This is a genomic window from Pararhizobium sp. (assembly GCF_965279435.1).
In the GTDB taxonomy this organism is placed as follows: Bacteria; Pseudomonadota; Alphaproteobacteria; order Rhizobiales; family Rhizobiaceae; genus Pararhizobium.
On record NZ_CBDIHY010000001.1, the window covers coordinates 262,378 to 279,640 of the forward strand.

General features: G+C 60.1%; 16 protein-coding genes and 1 pseudogene. 5 read left to right on the forward strand and 12 right to left on the reverse strand.

Translation table 11 applies throughout. The features are described 5' to 3' along the window. The first annotated feature begins 16 nt into the window (after window positions 1-16). The 4 genes from ACQY8Q_RS01155 to ACQY8Q_RS01170 all read left to right on the forward strand — a co-directional run bounded on the left by ACQY8Q_RS01155 (window position 17) and on the right by ACQY8Q_RS01170 (window position 2,915). Window positions 17-1,018 carry a pyridoxamine 5'-phosphate oxidase family protein gene (locus tag ACQY8Q_RS01155; protein ID WP_428423809.1) on the forward strand — a complete coding sequence of 334 codons (1,002 nt, stop codon included), beginning with the start codon at window positions 17-19 and terminating at the stop codon, window positions 1,016-1,018. A 120-nt stretch (window positions 1,019-1,138) separates the two neighbouring features. After that, on the forward strand, window positions 1,139-1,573 hold the full coding sequence (locus ACQY8Q_RS01160) for a low affinity iron permease family protein (RefSeq protein WP_428423811.1): 435 nt from the start codon (window positions 1,139-1,141) through the stop codon (window positions 1,571-1,573). Between the two features lie 88 nt (window positions 1,574-1,661). Next, entirely contained in the window at window positions 1,662-2,135 is a 474-nt protein-coding gene (locus ACQY8Q_RS01165; RefSeq protein WP_428423813.1) for a GreA/GreB family elongation factor, read from the forward strand. A gap of 93 nt (window positions 2,136-2,228) precedes the next feature. Further along, entirely contained in the window at window positions 2,229-2,915 is a 687-nt protein-coding gene (locus tag ACQY8Q_RS01170; protein ID WP_428423815.1) for a DUF2161 domain-containing phosphodiesterase, read from the forward strand. 2 nt (window positions 2,916-2,917) lie between these two features. Here ACQY8Q_RS01170 and ACQY8Q_RS01175 read toward each other — a convergent pair whose 3' ends face one another. The 10 genes and pseudogenes from ACQY8Q_RS01175 to ACQY8Q_RS01220 all read right to left on the reverse strand — a co-directional run bounded on the left by ACQY8Q_RS01175 (window position 2,918) and on the right by ACQY8Q_RS01220 (window position 15,057). Then, entirely contained in the window at window positions 2,918-4,063 is a 1,146-nt protein-coding gene (locus ACQY8Q_RS01175; protein ID WP_428423817.1) for a serine hydrolase domain-containing protein, read from the reverse strand. Further along, a pseudogene (gene aguB, locus ACQY8Q_RS01180) lies at window positions 4,060-4,944 on the reverse strand (N-carbamoylputrescine amidase). Before aguB ends, ACQY8Q_RS01175 begins: the two are co-directional and overlap by 4 nt. A gap of 2 nt (window positions 4,945-4,946) precedes the next feature. Further along, window positions 4,947-5,978: a histone deacetylase family protein gene (locus tag ACQY8Q_RS01185; protein WP_428423819.1), complete on the reverse strand. Its 1,032-nt coding sequence runs from the start codon at window positions 5,976-5,978 to the stop codon at window positions 4,947-4,949. 69 nt (window positions 5,979-6,047) lie between these two features. Continuing rightward, a complete protein-coding gene (locus ACQY8Q_RS01190) occupies window positions 6,048-7,067 on the reverse strand; it encodes an extracellular solute-binding protein (protein ID WP_428423984.1) in 1,020 nt (339 codons plus the stop codon). A gap of 31 nt (window positions 7,068-7,098) precedes the next feature. Next, window positions 7,099-7,899 (reverse strand): ABC transporter permease, encoded by an 801-nt coding sequence (locus ACQY8Q_RS01195; RefSeq protein ID WP_428423821.1) that lies wholly within the window; start codon window positions 7,897-7,899, stop codon window positions 7,099-7,101. Next, window positions 7,892-8,812: an ABC transporter permease gene (locus ACQY8Q_RS01200; protein ID WP_428423824.1), complete on the reverse strand. Its 921-nt coding sequence runs from the start codon at window positions 8,810-8,812 to the stop codon at window positions 7,892-7,894. The genes ACQY8Q_RS01195 and ACQY8Q_RS01200 overlap by 8 nt, the downstream gene beginning before the upstream one ends. Window position 8,813: 1 nt before the next feature. Next, on the reverse strand, window positions 8,814-9,914 hold the full coding sequence (locus tag ACQY8Q_RS01205; protein WP_428423826.1) for an ABC transporter ATP-binding protein: 1,101 nt from the start codon (window positions 9,912-9,914) through the stop codon (window positions 8,814-8,816). A gap of 114 nt (window positions 9,915-10,028) precedes the next feature. Next, window positions 10,029-11,702 (reverse strand): amidohydrolase, encoded by a 1,674-nt coding sequence (locus ACQY8Q_RS01210; protein ID WP_428423828.1) that lies wholly within the window; start codon window positions 11,700-11,702, stop codon window positions 10,029-10,031. An 85-nt stretch (window positions 11,703-11,787) separates the two neighbouring features. Beyond that, window positions 11,788-14,712: an aminotransferase gene (locus tag ACQY8Q_RS01215; protein WP_428423830.1), complete on the reverse strand. Its 2,925-nt coding sequence runs from the start codon at window positions 14,710-14,712 to the stop codon at window positions 11,788-11,790. A gap of 198 nt (window positions 14,713-14,910) precedes the next feature. Then, the gene (locus ACQY8Q_RS01220; RefSeq protein WP_113243755.1) at window positions 14,911-15,057 is read right to left on the reverse strand and encodes a DUF1127 domain-containing protein; all 147 of its coding nucleotides are present in this window, start codon (window positions 15,055-15,057) and stop codon (window positions 14,911-14,913) included. Between the two features lie 311 nt (window positions 15,058-15,368). Between ACQY8Q_RS01220 and ACQY8Q_RS01225 the strand changes: the two genes are divergently transcribed. Further along, window positions 15,369-15,524 carry a hypothetical protein gene (locus ACQY8Q_RS01225; protein WP_428423833.1) on the forward strand — a complete coding sequence of 52 codons (156 nt, stop codon included), beginning with the start codon at window positions 15,369-15,371 and terminating at the stop codon, window positions 15,522-15,524. Between the two features lie 82 nt (window positions 15,525-15,606). Here the strand turns inward: ACQY8Q_RS01225 and ACQY8Q_RS01230 are convergent, their stop codons facing one another. After that, window positions 15,607-16,149, reverse strand: a complete 543-nt coding sequence (locus ACQY8Q_RS01230) for an NUDIX hydrolase (protein ID WP_428423835.1) — start codon at window positions 16,147-16,149, stop codon at window positions 15,607-15,609. Further along, window positions 16,122-17,126 (reverse strand): substrate-binding domain-containing protein, encoded by a 1,005-nt coding sequence (locus ACQY8Q_RS01235; RefSeq protein ID WP_428423837.1) that lies wholly within the window; start codon window positions 17,124-17,126, stop codon window positions 16,122-16,124. Before ACQY8Q_RS01235 ends, ACQY8Q_RS01230 begins: the two co-directional genes overlap by 28 nt. Between the last annotated feature and the right edge of the window lie 137 nt (window positions 17,127-17,263).

The following is a 17,263-nucleotide window of genomic DNA, read 5'->3' on the forward strand; positions in this document are numbered from 1 at the left end:
ACCAAAGGATCGACAAATGTTGGCTCTCGACACGATAGATCAGGCGTCGCCGTGGCATGCGGGTGAGCGGGTGCTGCAGGACCAGGCCGGTGTTGCCGAGCGTATGCAAGAACTCGGCCGCCGGGTGTTGCGCGATCACCTGATCGACCAGCATCGCGCCTTCTATCCGCAACTCCCGTTCATTGTGCTGGGCACGGTAGATGACGAGGGAGACGCATGGGCGACGATACGGGCGGCCAATCCGGGTTTTCTGCAAAGCCCGGATCCGCACACCCTGAATGTTCGCCTAGACCGGGAACGCGGCGACCCGGCGGATGCGGGGATGGGCGATGGTGCGGCGATCGGTATGCTCGGTATCGAACTGCACACACGAAGGCGCAATCGCCTGAACGGAACCGTACATAGGTCTGGGCCTTTGGGCTTTGACGTCGACGTCGGCCAGTCCTACGGCAATTGTCCGAAATATATTCAGTTGCGCGATTTCCATTTCGTCCGCGATCCTTCGACAGGCCCGGTCACTGAGCCCACGACATTGGCGGCGCTCGATGCAGGGGCTCGGCAGATGATCGCTTCAGCCGACACATTCTTTGTCGCGACCTATGCGGAGTTCGAAAATGGACAGCGGCAGGCGGATGTCTCGCACCGGGGTGGAAAGCCCGGCTTTGTCCGGATCGGCGATGATGGCGTGCTGACCATTCCCGATTTCGCCGGCAACCTGTTTTTCAACACGCTCGGCAATATTCTCGCCAATGGCAAGGCTGGCCTTGTCTTTGCCGATTTCGACACCGGCGACCTGCTGCAGCTTTCCGGCGATGCCCATGTAGTTGTTGATACGCCCGAAGTCGCGGCATTCGAGGGCGCCGAACGCCTCTGGCGCTTCACACCGCGCCGCATTATCCGGCGGCCGGATGCCCTGCCGTTGCGCTGGGCCTCCCATGACGAAGGCCAATCTCCGAGCCTGCGCATGACCGGCTGCTGGGATGAGGCGGAAAGCCGGTTGAACGCCTCGAAGGCCTGACACTTGGGAATGGCGCTTTTAGGAGCCAACGCGTCTATATTCGTAAACGCACCGGCCCTGGCCGGAACTTCCGCTGTTGCTGCGAATTTAGGACGTGGCGATATCCGATGGAGGAATGCCATGTCCGATAAACAGAGCCTTTTCTCCCGTTTTTCCGGCGAGGTTGCGCAGCTCGCCGGCAAGCCGGCGACATTCGTGATTGCCGTCGCCGGCATCGTCGTCTGGGCCGCCACCGGCCCGCTCTTCGGCTTCTCCGAAACCTGGCAACTCGTCGTCAATACCGGCACGACGATCATCACCTTCCTCATGGTCTTCGTCCTGCAGAACTCCCAGAACCGTGACGGAAAGGCCGTTCAGGCAAAGCTCGACGAACTGATCCTGACCAGCGAGGCGGAGAACCGCTTCATGGGCATCGAACATCTCGATGAGAAAGAATTGAGACGGTTGACCGAGCTTCTGCGGGAAGCTGCGGAAAGCGAGCCGGATCATGCGCTCGCCGGAAAGGTCGATCACATCATCCGCGATCGGCATACAAAGCTGAAGAAGAAGGCGTGAGCCGTCGGTCTCTTCAAACCCCTACCCAACAGTCCGAGCGCAAATGAACCCGAAAGCGTGCTATGCGTTGGTATGGAAGGAGAGACCGATGAGCCGCGCATTCACCAAGGAAATCGACGACGCCCCGCCTCCGCCCGTCCCCGAGCGGCCGATCAGCGCCGCCCGAAATCTGGTCACGCCCAACGGTGCCAGACAGATCGAGCAAATGATTGCGGCACTCACCCAGCAGACTGCAGCGACCAGTGACGGCGAGGTGCTTGCCGCTCTGAAGCGCGATCTGCGCTATTGGCAAGCGCGCCGCGCCAGTATGGAGATCATGGAACCCGTCGCAGAGCCGGAAACGGTTCGATTTGGAACGCACGTCTCCATCAGGCGCAGTCGCACAGTCAAGGATATCCGCATTGTCGGCGAGGACGAAGCTGATCCGTCGGCCGGAGCAATTGCCTGGACATCGCCGCTTGCCCGCGCACTCGACGGTGCGGCTCCCGGCGATACGGTCGAGTTCGAAGTGGCGGGCCGTGAAGAGGACATCGTCGTGCTGTCCATCGACGGAACGGTGTAAGTCCGGCTCGGCCAGCCTGCAAAAACCATCCTTTCATTGATCTCATCAGCAAATCACGGCAAGACCGTGCAGACGATGATATGAGGACATGATTTGGAGACCACGCTTTATCCGCCGATCAAGGGCTTTCTCGAAGCCGCCGGCTACAGCGTCAAAGGTGAGATAGCCGGTTGCGATCTGGTGGGCTTAAGCCCCGACGAACCACCGGTCGTGGTCATCTGCGAACTCAAGCTCAGCTTCAATCTCGAACTCATCCTTCAGGCCGTCGACAGGGCGGCGGCGAGCGATGAAGTCTGGATTGCGGCCCGCGTCTCGGCCAAGGGAAAGGGCCGCGAAAGCGATCGCCGCTACCGCGATCTCTGCCGGCGGCTTGGGTTCGGCATGTTGAGCGTTGCCGACAACGGTACCGTCGATGTCGTCGTCAGCCCGGTGGCGCTGATGCCGCGCAAGAACCCGCGCAAGCGGTCGCGTCTCGTCAATGAACACAAGAAGCGCAAGGGCGATCCGGCTCTCGGCGGCAGCACGCGTTCACCGATCATGACCGCCTACCGGCAGCAGGCGCTGGCCTGCGCTGCGGCACTTCAGGCCGGACCGCTGCGGCCAAGGGATCTGAAGCCGGTCACGCCGTCGGCTGCCACCATTCTGCGCGGCAATGTCTACGGCTGGTTCGAGCGCATCGACCGCGGCATCTACGGGCTGACGGCCACCGGGGCCGAAGCCCTGATCCGGTGGCCCGTCGCGGCCGCGGTTGATGAAGCGGCGGTTGCCGCAGCGCTATAATTTCAGACTGCGGCGCCGGAAACTGCGCGCAGCATGGAGACGATTGCCTGATCCAGCGCAGCATCGACAGGCAAGGTCTGCGACGACAGCTTGACGATGACGGTGGATGTTGCCGGATCGACCCAGATCCATTGGCCATGAATGCCGATGGCGGCAAGCTCACCCTCGCCGGTCTCGTACCAGTAATTCCGGTAGCTGCCCGATGGAAACAGGCTCGTCTGATCGCCATTCTTCCACGCATCGCGGCTACCGCCGGTCCACAGATCGTCGATGAACGCTTCCGCGATCAGGCCGGCGCCTTTCGTACGCACGAGTTCGCCGGTCAGGACAAGATCGCGCGCCGTCGCCGACATGCCGCCTGCAGCGCGCGCCGTGCCGATACGATCGACGGTGATCATCGCATCTGAACGGGCGCCCATCGGCTGCCAGAGGTGCTCGCTCAGCAAACTTGGCAATCGCCCCCCTGCGGCACGCTCCACAACGATGCCGGCGAGATCGGTATTCGGGGAGCGGTAGGCGTGTTTCTCGCCGTGCTGCCAGCCGCCTTTTCCGATGCTGCAGATGAAGCTCTTCAAATCCGGTGCGGGGCTGTCCGGCCTGTCGGGATTCCACCCCGTTGCTCGGCGATAGCGATCGAAACCGCCGGATGTATCGAGATAGTCCTCGACAAAATCGACGCTGATTTCCATGTCGAACAGCTGCTGCACTGTCGCATCCGCGTAAGCCGAACCGGCGGCCTCCGGCACATAATCGATCACCAGCTTGTCGAAGGAGAGTAAGCCCTTGCCCGCCAGAATTCCGGCAAGCAGTGCCGTCAGGGATTTCGACACGGAAAAAATGATATGCGGCCGGTCGGGGTTGGAATGATCCGCCGACCATTCGGCAACGATGCGCCCATCGCGCACCACCACGAGTTCGTCTGTCTCGCTTGCCGTCAGAAATTCTTTCAGCGATTGGCCCGTGCCATCGATGCCCGGCACCTGCAGGTTTTCGAGACCAGCGAGACTGCGGGACGGTGCTTCGCCCTGGCCTTTGGCCTTGATGACGGCGGAGGGCACGACCTCGCTGACATTCTGGAAGGCCCATTGCGAAAAGGGGGCTGTCCGCCAATTGGCGAGTGTAACGTCCGAGCGCTTGAAATCCGTCATGTCCTGTCTCCTCCATCCGCCGTCGCCAGCGCACCGTACAATTCCGGGCGGCGATCGCGGAACATGCCCCAGGCGGCGCGGTTATCGGCAAGGTCTTGCCGGTCGAAACTTGCGATGAGAACGGCCTCGACATCGCGGGTCGCACTCGCGACAAGTTCTCCGGCAGCCCCAGAGATAAAGGATGAGCCGTAATAGGATTGCGTGTGGCCGCCGATGGTTTCCGAGCCGATACGGTTGGCAGCGGCGACCGGCATCATGTTGGCGGCCGCATGGCCACGCATGATCATGCGCCAGTGTTCCATCGTATCGAGGTCGGGACGCGCCGGTTCCGAGCCGATAGCCGTCGGGTAGAGAATCAGTTAGGCGCCCATCAGCGCCATGGCGCGGGCAGCTTCGGGAAACCACTGGTCCCAGCAGATGCCGACACCGATCGTGCCGAAACGGGTCGGCCAGACCTTGAAGCCGGTATCGCCCGGCCGGAAATAGAATTTTTCGCTGTAGCCTGGGCCGTCTGGAATATGGGATTTGCGGTAGACGCCGAGGATTTCGCCGGTTGCGTCGATCATCGCCAAGCTATTGTAGAAGGCCTGGTTCTTTCTCTCGAAGAAGGAAACCGGCAGGACGATGCCGAGTTCGCGGGCCAGCGCCTGCATCGGTGCAATGACCGGATGATCGGCAAGCGCATGCGCTCTGGCGAAATGGACGGGGTCCTGCGTCTGGCAGAAGTACAGGCTTTCGAACAGTTCCTGCACCAGCACGATATTGGCGCCTTCGCCTGCAGCCTGCCGGATCAGCCGGGAGGCGGTGGCGAGATTTTCCGCAAGATCGTCCGTGCAGGCGAACTGGACGACACCCAAGTTGACGACGGAGCCGGAAGCCACGATCAGTTACCGTCGAAGCCGGTCAGCACGCTGACGGCATTGACGCCGATTTCGGCGACCGCATAGCCGCCTTCCATGACGAACAAAGTCGGCAGGTTCAGCCGGGCGATCCGCTCGCCGATCTTCGGGAAATCCTCGGTCTTCAGCTTGAATTTGCTGATCGGGTCCTTCTCGAACGTATCGACACCAAGCGAGATCACCACCACATCCGGATTATAGGCAACCAGCTTGCCACAGGCGTCTTCCAGCGCCTGGCTCCAGCGCTCCCAATCCGTGCCGAAGCGCATGGGGTAATTGAGATTATAGCCTTCGCCCTCGCCGGTACCACGCTCATCGGCATGGCCGAGGAAATACGGATATTCCTGCATCGGATCGGCATGCAGGTTGATCACCTGCACATCGGCGCGAGAATAGAAGATTTCCTGCGTGCCGTTGCCGTGGTGATAGTCGACATCCAGGATCGAAACGCGCTTGGCGCCGTTGTCGCGGAACCATTGCGCCGCCACTGCGGCGTTGTTGATATAGCAATAGCCGCCCATGAATCCTGCACCGGCATGATGACCGGGTGGTCGGCAAAGGGCAAAGGCGGAGCGTTCACCATCCTGAACGAGGCCAGCCGCCGTCAGCGCCACGTCATGCGAGGATTTGATTGCGTCCCAGGAACCTTCAACAATGCCGCAGCCGGCATCGAAGGAATAATACCCCAACAACCCGTCGATGAATTCCGGAGGCACATCGCCGCGCAGGCCGCGGGTTGGCCAAGTGAACGGCAGCGCCGTGCCGGTGCGCCCTTCCGCCGTCCAGCGATCCCAGATCGTCGGCAGGAAATCGAGATAGTCCTTGCGATGGATGCGCGCTGCCGTCGTCAGGTCGTGCTGTTCGGGGGCAAGGATGGCCCCCAGCCCGACCGTCTTGATCCGCCCCGAGACATATTCGGCGCGCGAGGTCAGTTCGAAACCGGGTACGATGGCACCAGCGACCAATTCAAGCTGGTTGGCATGACCGAGATGACGAGGCGAGAAGACGGTTTTCATGGGAATATCCAGCGGCGGGAAACAAAAAACGCACCCCGCCGTGACGGACGGGGTGCGATTGAAGCAGGCTTACTTCTGAAGCTCGGTCCAGATCTTGGTGTAGAGCTCCTGAACCTCTGGCGGGCACGTCTGCGAGGGGACGCCCACGGAGGCGAATTCGGCCGGGATGTTGATTTCAGGCGCGTCCTTCATGTCGGCAGGCATGAATTCGCTCGAACCGGCGATACCATTGGCATAGCGGTGGAAGCCGGAATTCATGCCGGCATTGGCCGGATCCATCATGAAGTTCTGGAAGAGCTTGGCATTCTCGACATTCTTGGCATCCTTCAGGACGGCAAGATTATCGCTCCAGTTGACGTAACCTTCTTTCGGATAGCCGAATTTGATAGCGGGGTTTGCCAGGCGCTGACGGAAGGCGGAGCCGTTCCAGTCGCTGGAGGCGGCAAAATCGCCCGACCCCATCTTCTGGATGGTGCCGTATTCCATGGCCACCCAGTTCGGCTTGGCCTTGACCAGAGTATCACGCACCTTCTTGAGGATGGTGAGGTCGCCGGTGCATTTCTTGCCGCCATTGTAAAGCACGGCAGCGTCGATGACGTCAGTCATCTCCGGAACGACGTTGACCTTGCCTTTCAGCTCATCCGGCGTATCAAAGATGATGCCCCAGGTGTTGAGATCGCCCTTGTAGACATCGGTGTTGACGACGACACCAACGATGCCCATTGCCCACGGAACGGTATATTTGCGGCCCGGGTCGAACTCGGGATTCTGCCATTCCTTGGCGACGTGGCTAAAATTCTCCATCTTGCCCGGATCGGTCTCGAGGAAGAGGCCTTCCGAGATCCAGATCGGGATATAGTTCTGCGACGGCACGACCATGTCGAAGCCCGAACCGCCCTGGCGAACCTTGGCGAGTGCCGTATCGTTGGAATCGTAGTCGGTGATCGTCACCTTGACCTTGTACTGGTCCTCGAATTTCTTGATCATCTCGGGGCTGGTATAATTGCCCCAGTTGTAAATGTTGAGTTCGCCTTCAGCCCGGGCAAGGCCGGTCGAGGCGAGAAGTGCGGCCGTGACCGCCATGATCATCCGTTTCATGATGCTGTTCCCTTTTCTTTCGTTAGACACGTTTTCTGTTGACGATGAAGAAGACGGTGACGACACAGACCGACAGGAGCAGGAACAGCGTCGAGATCGCGTTCATTTCCGGTGTAATCGAGCGACGGATCTGGCCGAGCATGTAGGTCGGCAAGGTATCCTGGCCGGCCGATTTGACGAATTCGGTGATGACCACATCGTCCAGCGAAATCACGAAGGCCAGCATGAAACCGGCGAGAATGCCCGGCCACAGCAGCGGCAGGGTGACGTAGCGGAAGGCGTTCCACGGTGTTGCGTAGAGATCGGCAGCCGCCTTCTCCAGCGTCAGGTCCATATTCTCCAGCCGTGCCCGGATCGGCAGATAAGCAAACGGGATGCAGAACGCCGTATGGGCGGCGATCAGGTAACCAAGGCCGGAATAACCGGTCCAGATCTTGACGCGGGCAAAGAAGATCAGAAGTGCAACGGCGGTGACGATTTCGGGGATCATCAGGGGCTGGTTGATGAAGGCATATTTCAGCGTCAGGCCGCGATAGGGCTCTGTCCGGGTCGTCGCCAGCGCCGCCATGGTGGCTGCAATGGTGGCGACGACAGCGGCAAACGAGGCGATCTGCAGCGAGCGGATGGACGCGTCGATCACCTGCTGGTTTTGAAAGGCCTTGGTGAACCAGCGCAGCGAAATCCCATCAAAGGAAGCAAGAGATTCGCCAGCATTGAACGAGTAGAACACCAGAACCGCAATCGGCAGATAAAGTGCAAAGAAGCAGGCCATCGCAATGGTGGTAAAGCCGCGCTGGCGGCGGATTGAGAATGTCTTAGCCATGCCGGCTCCCTTGAGATCCTGCATTGCGAACATAGACAAGCAGCGCCGCCATAACGATCAGCATCAGCGTGATCGACAGAGCCGACCCGAGCGGCCAGTTCCGGCCCTGGCCGAACTGCAGCTCGATCAGGTTGCCGAGCATCATGTTCTTGCCGCCGCCGAGGATACTCGGCGTGACATAGGCGCCAAGCGCCGGAATGAAGACGAGGATCGAGCCGGCGATGACACCGGGCTTGACCAACGGAAAGATGATCTTACGCAGCACCCTGAAGGGCGTGGCATAGAGATCATAGGCCGCTTCCACCAGCCGGAAATCCAGCTTTTCCATGCTGGCATAAAGCGGCAGCACCATCAGCGGCAGATAGACATAGACCATGCCTGTCAGGATCGCACCATCGGTGAAGAGCATCTGGACAGGCTTTGAAATCAGCCCGAACTTCAACATCAAGCCGTTGATCAGACCTTCGTTGCGGATGATCTCGAGGATGGCGAAGGTGCGGATGAGAAGATTGGTCCAGAAGGGAATGGTAATCAGGAACAGCCAGAGTTCCCGGGTTTTTTCCGGCCTTGTGGCAATGAAATAGGCTGTAGGGAAGCCGACCAGCAACGTTAGAACCGTCGTTCCCAGCGACAGCATGACGGAACGCATGAAGATCGACACATGCGCATCGGCAAGCGAGAAGGTACCGTCGAAAATATCCTTTTCCATGACGACGCCGATCCAGCCCTCAAGCGAAGGCAGCCATTGCACGTCGCCATAGGGACCGGGCGTCAGGAAGGAATAGACCAGAACGATCAGCAGCGGGCCGGTCGATGCAAGAAGGATGATCAGGAGGGCGGGAAGTGAAAGGAGCCACCGTTTCCGGATATCCCTGCTCTTTTCCGCTTCGATCGTCCCCGGCATGTCCGTCATCTCAGTTCCTCAACACCCGGGCGGCATTGGCTTCGAGCGCGATGCCAACCGTGTCGCCCTGGTTGAACCGTGCGCTCTGCAGCGGTTTGTTCTGCTCTCGCAATGTAAACAGCGTCTCGCCGTCTGAAAGCCGGACGTGATAGTGCGTGTCCGTACCGAAATAGACGACGTTTTCGAGCGTGCCGGTCATCTGGTTGGCGACGGCACGGTCCGGCGGGCAGAGCGTTGCATGCTCCGGCCGCAGAACCACCGTCACCTCGCCATCGGCGTGGAAATCCTGCGGCATCGTTGCCGAAATGCGGCCAGCGACCGGCGTATCGACATCGGCGATGCCGTCCGTCACCGAACTGATCCGGCCTTTCAGGAAATTGGTCTCACCAATGAAATCGGCGACGAAACGATCCGCCGGCGCATCGTAAATCTCTCTCGGATTGCCGACCTGCAGGATCTTGCCCGACGACATCACGGCGATGCGGTCCGACATGGTCAGCGCTTCTTCCTGGTCATGGGTGACGAAGATGAAGGTAATGCCGGTTTCCGCCTGCAGGCGCTTCAGTTCGATCTGCATGTCCTTGCGCAGCTTGTAGTCGAGCGCTGATAGCGGCTCGTCGAGCAGCAGAACTTTTGGTTGTGGCGCAAGGGCACGGGCGAGCGCGACGCGCTGTTGCTGGCCACCAGAAATCTGGCTTGTGCGCCGGCCGGCTAGCGCTTCCATGCGCACCAGCTTGAGCATGGCATCGACGCGGTCCTTGATCTCCTGCTTCGGCTTGCCAAGCATCGTGAGACCAAAGCCGATATTTTCCGCCACCGTCATATGCGGAAACAGGGCGTAGCTCTGGAAAACCGTATTGATTGGCCGCTTGAAGGGGGGCATGGCGGCGATGTTCTCGCCGTTCAGCATGATCTCGCCGGATGTCGGATATTCGAAACCGGCGATCAGCCGCAACAGAGTGGTCTTGCCGCACCCGGACGGGCCGAGAAGCGTGAAGAATTCGTTCTGCCGGATCGATACCGATGTGTTGTCGACGGCGGCGAACGCAAACTCGCCAAAACCGAATATCTTAGAAACCTGGCGGATTTCGACCGCGTTCAATTCCGCCATATACGGCACACTACCCGTTGCATGAAGCTACTGTTCCCGCCTTTTCGGCTTTGCGCTAGGTGACCACAGCGGCTTGACGTTGACAACAGGTTTCTCAATATTTTGATCAAAATATTACCGGGTGGAGAAACTTATGCGCCCGCCGCAAATTGTGGTGGTGGGTTGGATACTCTGCAACTCGTTTGGAGCCGTTGCCTCGATGTCACCGCTCAAAATGACGATATCTGCCAGGTAACCTGCCCGGATCATTCCCTTGCGGTCTTCCTTGAATTCCGCGTAGGCGCCTTCGACACAATAGGCAGAAAGAGCCTCCATCAGGGAAAAGGACTGATCCGGATCGCCATCCGCCCACGGCTTACGCGTCACAGCTGCCTCGATGCCGATGATCGGATCGATTGGCGACACCGGCCAATCGGAGGCAAAGCAGATATGTGCGCCCGCGTCCTTGAGCGTGCGCCAGGCATAGCTGACCGGCCAGCGATCCCGGCCGATGCGCGATACGGTCGGTTCCAGCGGCACGCCCGCGCAACCCGGCGGATGCGGCGGCTGCATCGAGGCGATGACGCCAAGTTCGGCAAACCGGGCAATGTCATCTGGATGCACAACCTCGATATGCTCGATGCGATGGCGGCTATCGCGGATGCCGTTTTGCGCGCGCGCAGCCTCATATCCGTCGAGCACCGCCCGCACCGCGCCGTCGCCGATCGCATGAACCGCTATCTGCAGGCCGCGCCGGTCGGCCTCGACTGCAACATCGCGAAATGTTTCAGGCGTGAAAAGACCCTCGCCGCAATCGCCTGATTTGTCGGCGTAAGGCTCCACCATAACAGCGGTCCAGCTGTCGAGCACGCCATCGTAGAACATCTTGACGACGCCGGACGATAGCCAGTCGCTATCGAACCGGCGGGCCAGTTCGGAGGCCTTTTCCAGCATGTCGATCGACATGAAATTCTTGAAGTGGAAGGGAATGATCACCCGGCACGGCAGGCTGCCATCCTGCTTCTCGATCGCCGAAAGCAGCTCCAGCTGGTAGAGATTGCCGTCCATGTTCTGAATGGTGGTGATCCCGTGGCGGGAGCAATAGTCGAGGCCGCGCCGCATGACGGCTATATCCTGCGCCCATTCGGCTTCGTTCGGATACGGATCGGGCTCACCACCAGTCGATAGACCGAGACGATACCGGTCGAAACCACCGGCCGCCTGCAACGGGCTGAACGCCTCCATTTCGCGCAGTTCCCCGGTCGCCAGGCCATCCGCGCCCACGACCACTTCATTGCCGGATCCAAGCGTGGCGCCATGCAACATGCTGACCAGTTCCAGTGCCTTGGTGTTGGCCCAGGCGGTGTGATGATCCGGCGCAAAGAGAACCAGCGGCTGATGGGAGAGGATCGCATCGAGATGATGGCGGGTCAGCCGTTCGGTATCGCCGAGGATCGTGTAATCGGCGCCCTGCGCAAACAGAACCTTCTCAGAGGCCCGGCCTTCAGCGTAGGAGCGCACGGCATCGGTCAGTGCTGCCAGTCCGCTCACGCCTGCAAGCTGGAGATGGTCGAGTTCGGCAGCGCCCGAAAACAAGTGCATGTGGTTTTCGGAAAAACCGGGAAGCACCGTGCCTCCGGCAGCATCAATCACCTGCGTGCCCGCGCCTCGAAATGTCTCCATCTGCGCTGCCGTGCCGACGGCCAGGATATGACCGGCAGCCAGTGCCACCGCCTCGGCCCGGGGCCGATCCTCGTCCAGCGTCAGAACACGGGCATTGAGAATGATGATATCGGCGGTCTGCGTCATGATGCTACTCACTGCTTGCCATGAAGAATCTGCGATGAGCTAAGCCGATCCGGCCGCGCAATTCAACCGGGGACGGAACGTTTCCTCACCAGCCCTCTGAAAGCACACGCTCCAGCATGTCGGCGAAGAAATCGGCGCTCTCCTGCGACAGGCAAAGCGGCGGCTTGATCTTCAGCACGTTCAGATAATCGCCGGTCGGCTGCATGATGACGCCGAGCTGCAGCAGACGGTCACAGATCGCTGCCGTCTCAGTGGTTGCCGGCGCCAGTGTCTCGCGATCCCGGACGAACTCCAATCCAAGATAGAGCCCCATGCCGTGCACGGCGCCGACAAGAGTAAACCGCTGCTCCAGCGCCTGCAGACGGCGTTTCAGGTGATCGCCGACAGTACGGGCGTTCTCCTGCAGGCCCTCGTCGCGCATGATATCGAGCACTGTCATGCCGACGACGGAACTGACCGGACTGCCGCCGGCAGACGAGAAGAAATAGCCTTCCTTCTCCAGTGCATCGGCGATCGCCTTGGTGGTGATGACGGCACCAAGCGGATGGCCGTTGCCCATGCCCTTGGCGACGGTGATGATATCGGGGGTTACGCCCTGCTCCTCAAAACCCCAGAAATGATGCCCGAGACGGCCATAGCCGACCTGCACTTCATCGGCGATGCAGACGCCGCCGCGTGCCCGGACCCGCGCGTAGATGTCCTTGAGATAACCCGGCGGTAGCGGAATGCCACCGGCATTGCCGTAGACGCACTCGCAGATGAAACCGGCCAGTCCCTTGTCGTCGCGATCCAGCTTTTTCAGCGCCGGCGTGACGGCTTCGAGATAGGCGGCAGTCGAGCCCGGCCCGCGAAATGGGCCACGATAAGTGTTGGGCGACATCACCGGGTGCACCCAGTCCGGCCGGGTGGTCAGTGCCTGCGGGTTGTCGGCAATCGAGGTGGACACCGCGTCACTGGCAACCGACCAGCCGTGATAGCCTTCCAGCAAACACAGCATGTTGCGCTCGCCGCTCGCTGCCCAAGCGAGCCGGAGCGCCAGATCGTTGGCTTCCGAGCCGCTATTGACCAGAAACACCGTATCAAGGCCTTCCGGCGCAAGATCGGCCAGCCGCTCGGAAAATTCCGCGACGCAGGCATAGTGGAACCGGGAATTGGTGTTCAACCGTTGCCACTGCCGGTGCACCGCATCGGCGAGACGCGGGTGGCCGTGGCCAAGGATGGTGACGTTATTGACCATGTCGAGATAGGCGCGGCCTTCAACATCGACCATGTGCTCGCGCAAACCCCGCTCGATCTGTGGCGGCGTCTCGTAATAGTTCTTTTGCGGCTTGGCGAAATGGCTCTGGCGGCGCGAGAGAAGCGACGCGCTTTGCGGCACCGGCGCATCGCAATCAAAGCCGAGCAGCTTTGCCGGTGACGGGCATAGAACCGTCCACGCAGCGGCGTGAGCGGGTGAGACAAACGGCGGAGGCACGATGTCCTTGTCACGGCAGAGCTGGATGCGCAGTACGCCATGGTCGCCGGCCGAGCCAGTGACGAGGCCAAGCGGCTGACCGGGATGGATGAAATCATCCGGGCCGGGCAAGGCATCAAGACCGGATAGATGCAGCGCGGCATCCCGACCCAGCAATATCAGGCCGCCATCGGTGAGTTTCAGAATGCCGCCGAAAGGCGCGGATACGCCGGTGCCCGCCGGCAAGAACAGATCGACATGAAGAGCGCATGTTTGCGCCGGCTGAGGTGAACGCAGCACAGTTCGGGTCAGCCGGTATTCGCCGTAGCGGGTCGATACAGCATCGGTTTCGCGTGATGCGGCCCGTAGCAGCTGGTCTTCGAGGCCGGGTTGCGGCCATGCAACGCCGTCGAAAAGCTCACTTTGCGCATCCAGGGCGATCACCCCGATCCCGGATGCTTCGATCTCCGGCAGCAGACGCTCACCGGTGATTGCAGCACCCTGATCGCCCAGTTGGCCAACCGCCTGCAGGATGGCTATTTCCATCACGGCTGACGGCACCGAAACCGCGACATCAAAAATCAACCGCTCGTGGTCGATATTGCCGCTGACATAGCTGTTGTCCGGATCGAGCGCGAGTTGCTGTTCGCTGCTGGCCACCAGCACGGCAGCGCGCGCCACGATTAGCGGCCAGAGGGCGCGCAGTTCCGCCTGGTTGAGCGGGAAAACATCATGGAACGCCTTGATCGCAGGCAGGATAACGTTGGGATCGCCATCGGCGTGATGTAGCAGCGAGGCGCAGGTGACGGCGAGATCGGCGACCAGCCAGCCGTTGATGACATCGCCGAAATCGATCACGCCATCCGGTATCAGCTGGCCACTGTCATTCGGCAGGCTGACGACATTGTCGTCGGTAATATCATGATGGATAGCCTGTTGACGGAGTTCCGGCTTCAACCCTTCGAGCCGGCGCATGGCTGCATCCATCGCATGGCCGATGCGCTGCTTGCGATCCGCATCCTTTACTGCCGACAGCAGATGGCTGACGACCGGTTCGGCGTTTCGCAGATCCCATTGCAGGTCCCGCGACAGGCCGGGATGCGTAAAATCCGCGAGCGCCAGCGCCAGCCTACCACCCAGCGTGCCGAGCGCCGCGACCGTTATGGCCGGAAGATGTTTGCGCTGCGTCAGCGGTTGACCCTCGATATAGTCGAGCAGGCGGATCTGATAATCCGCATCGCGCACCGTCACGGACAGGATGTCCGCACCATTGTTCGAAGCAATCACTTTCGGCACGCGGGGCGTATTGGCCTTGCCCGCAATATGGCGCAGTGCGGCGTTTTGCGCTTCAAGCTCGACCGTCGCATAGTCGGCACGGCAAATTTTCAGGACGAAACGGCCGCTTGCCGCGTCGATGCGATAATTGCGGTCCTGCTGGCTGCCAAGTTCGGCAATCGGGCCAGATAGGCCGTAGTGATCGGAAAAAAGACGCGCGGCATCTTCGGCGCTCACATCAGGCCGCGACAATGCCGCCCGCCGCAAAAAAGCATGTTCCAATCTCTGCCCCCCGGAATCAGTCGGCTGCAGATTGGCACAACACTATGGGAACAAGAATGACAAATTGCAGCATGCTGTCCCGAAAGTCGGGCGCGCGCTGTCGCACCATCATTTGTCCATGCTGTTGAACGCAGAAACGCCCGCTGCAAGGCAACGGGCGTTTCGGAAAACTTCGCTGGAGGCGGTGTTTTTAAGCGATTAGCGAGCGACAGATGCGCGGGCGATGCTCTGGATGTCGGCACGATCAATGCCGAGGTCGCGCAGTTCGCGGGAGGTCATGCGGCCAAGTTCGGTGACCGTCTGACGGTATTTGCGCCAATTGTTGAAAGAGCGTGCTACGTTCATGATAATCCCCTTTCTAGGGCTTTCCGGGCCCGGCAGCCATTCAGTGGCGCCGTTGTCGTTTTATGACCTGTATATAAACCTCCCGATTATGGAGTAACAGCGCCAATACTTCAGGACACCCATGCACTAGCTGCATGGTCAGCTTCCAAACAAGCAATCCCGCTGGCAGACTGCGGTTTTCTTACTGCTGAGCAACGCCGTTAATTATCCGGTGCCACCGCGCCGAACGCCTGAAATGATTCTTTCTGTCTCAATGGAACTTTATCCATCCCGCCTGCGTTCGTGCGATGGGGTGAACAGGAGTGACTAATATGCTCGCAAAGTTTTCCTATCTCGCATTCGGCTTTGTTGTTGGTGCCGGCCTGCTGATGGCCCTGACAATGGCAGATCATTCCACGCTTGCAAAAACGAGCCGCCTGAACGGCACATTTGCGCCTGCGAATTTTGAAATGGAACGGTTTGGCTAAACGCCCGGCACACAATTTCGCACTGGGTCGCGCCGGCGGTTGAAGGCAGGACTTATGGCTGCGCTCAACCGCCGGCCGCCTGTCACGATAGCATTGCCCGCTGCATAGACAGAAAAAGCCCTTTTAGCTCTGGCTCGCGCACACGCCGGGCTGCCTCGACACAGGACACCCACTCGCTAAGCCTCTGGCCTTTTTCCCGAAAGACATCACAGCTTTCCCTGACGTCAAGCAGGTGAACCTGAACGCAGCAAGGCGCACGCTGGCCATTGTCGAACATCTTCAGGTAGGTAAAATACCCGAACGGCTTTTTCTTCGCCTTTCCGCGCACGCCGGCCTCTTCGAAGGCTTCGATCGCGGCGACCTCATGCGGCTTCTTGCCGGCCATCGGCCAGCCCTTGGGAATAATCCAGCGGCCGCTTTCACGGCTGGTGACGAGCAGCACTTCGAACATGCCGCCATCTCCGCCGATACGGTAGCAAAGGGCTGCAAACTGCTCGCGCATTCTCTCCTTGAACAGCGAGCCGGTAAAAGGTGCCAGTTCCGACAGAAAGGTCGCCGGTTTCTTCGACGATTTTTTCAGCGCACCGCCCATAGGGCTCACCCGCCCCTGATCGAGGTTCGCCATACCAGGTCGGCATGCAGGCGCACGGTATGGTTCTCAGGCTCGGCATCTTCCGATACCAGCCAGGACACGGCCTCACGGGCAATTGTGTCCACGGGTTGCGCGAATGTGGTCAGCCCGTAGGATGACCATGATGCCTGTTCGATATCATCGAAACCGGCGACGCAGATCTGATCCGGGACAGACATCGAAAACTGGTGCCGGGCAGCATCCATGAAGCCGCAAGCCAGTAGATCGGTGGCGCAGAAGACCGCGTCCGGGCGCTCCTTGCGGGTCAGGAGTTGCTGGGCGACAACGCGGCCGCTTTCATACCCCGTATGGCCGAACCGTTCGACGATCACATCCAGACCCAGCGCCTTGGCAGCGGCAACGAAGCCGTGCTCGCGTGCCATCAAGCTTGGGGTACCGGCCTGGGAATTGGCAAAGGCAAGTTTGCGGCAGCCCGCCCGTACGAACGCCGTGGCAATCCGCGCTGCCGCATCCGCATCATCCAGGTTAATCTTGAGTGGCCCTTCCCTGTCGTCATCGCGGTTGATCAGCACCAGCCGCTGGCCATTCTTCAGACAGAGATCGGTGATCGATTTGTCCGGCAAGCCGGATAAGATGACCGAAGCATCGGCCCGGTAGCGGAGCGCCTGCCGCAGCGCCAGATCGACGCTACCGTCCGACCGGTCGGTGTTGATCAGCATCGCAACCTTGCCGGAACTCTGCAATTGCTGCGTCAGGGCGCGCAACAGCGCCGAACGATAAGGCGTGCCGATTTCTGAGACGATCAGGCAGACAATGCCGCTTTCGTTGCGCATGAGGCCACGGGCCAGGTGATTGACGTGGTAGCCGAGAGCCTCTGCGGCATCGAGTACCTTCTGCCGCGTTTTCGGCGAGACGCTGGCACCGGATGTAAACGTACGGGAAACCGCAGAGCGCGAAACGCCTGCTTTTTCCGCCACTTCCTGGGCACTGACGAATAGTTTTTGTGACACGGCGCAGTCCATCCTCTTGCGTGCAATCTGCACAATTTTGCAATTGCGTGCAAGCGTTCGATCGGTCGAAATGTGACAGTTTTGTGAAGATTTAGTTTGACAGCGGTTTTCATCTCATGCAGCATTTGCACACGCTT

Bases quoted from the DNA above. Each gene is read 5' to 3' on its own strand.
- ACQY8Q_RS01230 (WP_428423835.1), bottom strand. From the start codon at position 16,149: ATGGCGAACCTCGATCAGGGGCGGGTGAGCCCTATGGGCGGTGCGCTG.
- ACQY8Q_RS01185 (WP_428423819.1), bottom strand. From the start codon at position 5,978: ATGAAAACCGTCTTCTCGCCTCGTCATCTCGGTCATGCCAACCAGCTT.
- ACQY8Q_RS01225 (WP_428423833.1), top strand. From the start codon at position 15,369: ATGCTCGCAAAGTTTTCCTATCTCGCATTCGGCTTTGTTGTTGGTGCC.
- ACQY8Q_RS01210 (WP_428423828.1), bottom strand. From the start codon at position 11,702: ATGACGCAGACCGCCGATATCATCATTCTCAATGCCCGTGTTCTGACG.
- ACQY8Q_RS01220 (WP_113243755.1), bottom strand. From the start codon at position 15,057: ATGAACGTAGCACGCTCTTTCAACAATTGGCGCAAATACCGTCAGACG.
- ACQY8Q_RS01165 (WP_428423813.1), top strand. From the start codon at position 1,662: ATGAGCCGCGCATTCACCAAGGAAATCGACGACGCCCCGCCTCCGCCC.
- ACQY8Q_RS01195 (WP_428423821.1), bottom strand. From the start codon at position 7,899: ATGGCTAAGACATTCTCAATCCGCCGCCAGCGCGGCTTTACCACCATT.
- ACQY8Q_RS01200 (WP_428423824.1), bottom strand. From the start codon at position 8,812: ATGACGGACATGCCGGGGACGATCGAAGCGGAAAAGAGCAGGGATATC.
- ACQY8Q_RS01205 (WP_428423826.1), bottom strand. From the start codon at position 9,914: ATGGCGGAATTGAACGCGGTCGAAATCCGCCAGGTTTCTAAGATATTC.
- ACQY8Q_RS01190 (WP_428423984.1), bottom strand. From the start codon at position 7,067: ATGATCATGGCGGTCACGGCCGCACTTCTCGCCTCGACCGGCCTTGCC.
- ACQY8Q_RS01160 (WP_428423811.1), top strand. From the start codon at position 1,139: ATGTCCGATAAACAGAGCCTTTTCTCCCGTTTTTCCGGCGAGGTTGCG.
- ACQY8Q_RS01175 (WP_428423817.1), bottom strand. From the start codon at position 4,063: ATGACGGATTTCAAGCGCTCGGACGTTACACTCGCCAATTGGCGGACA.
- ACQY8Q_RS01155 (WP_428423809.1), top strand. From the start codon at position 17: ATGTTGGCTCTCGACACGATAGATCAGGCGTCGCCGTGGCATGCGGGT.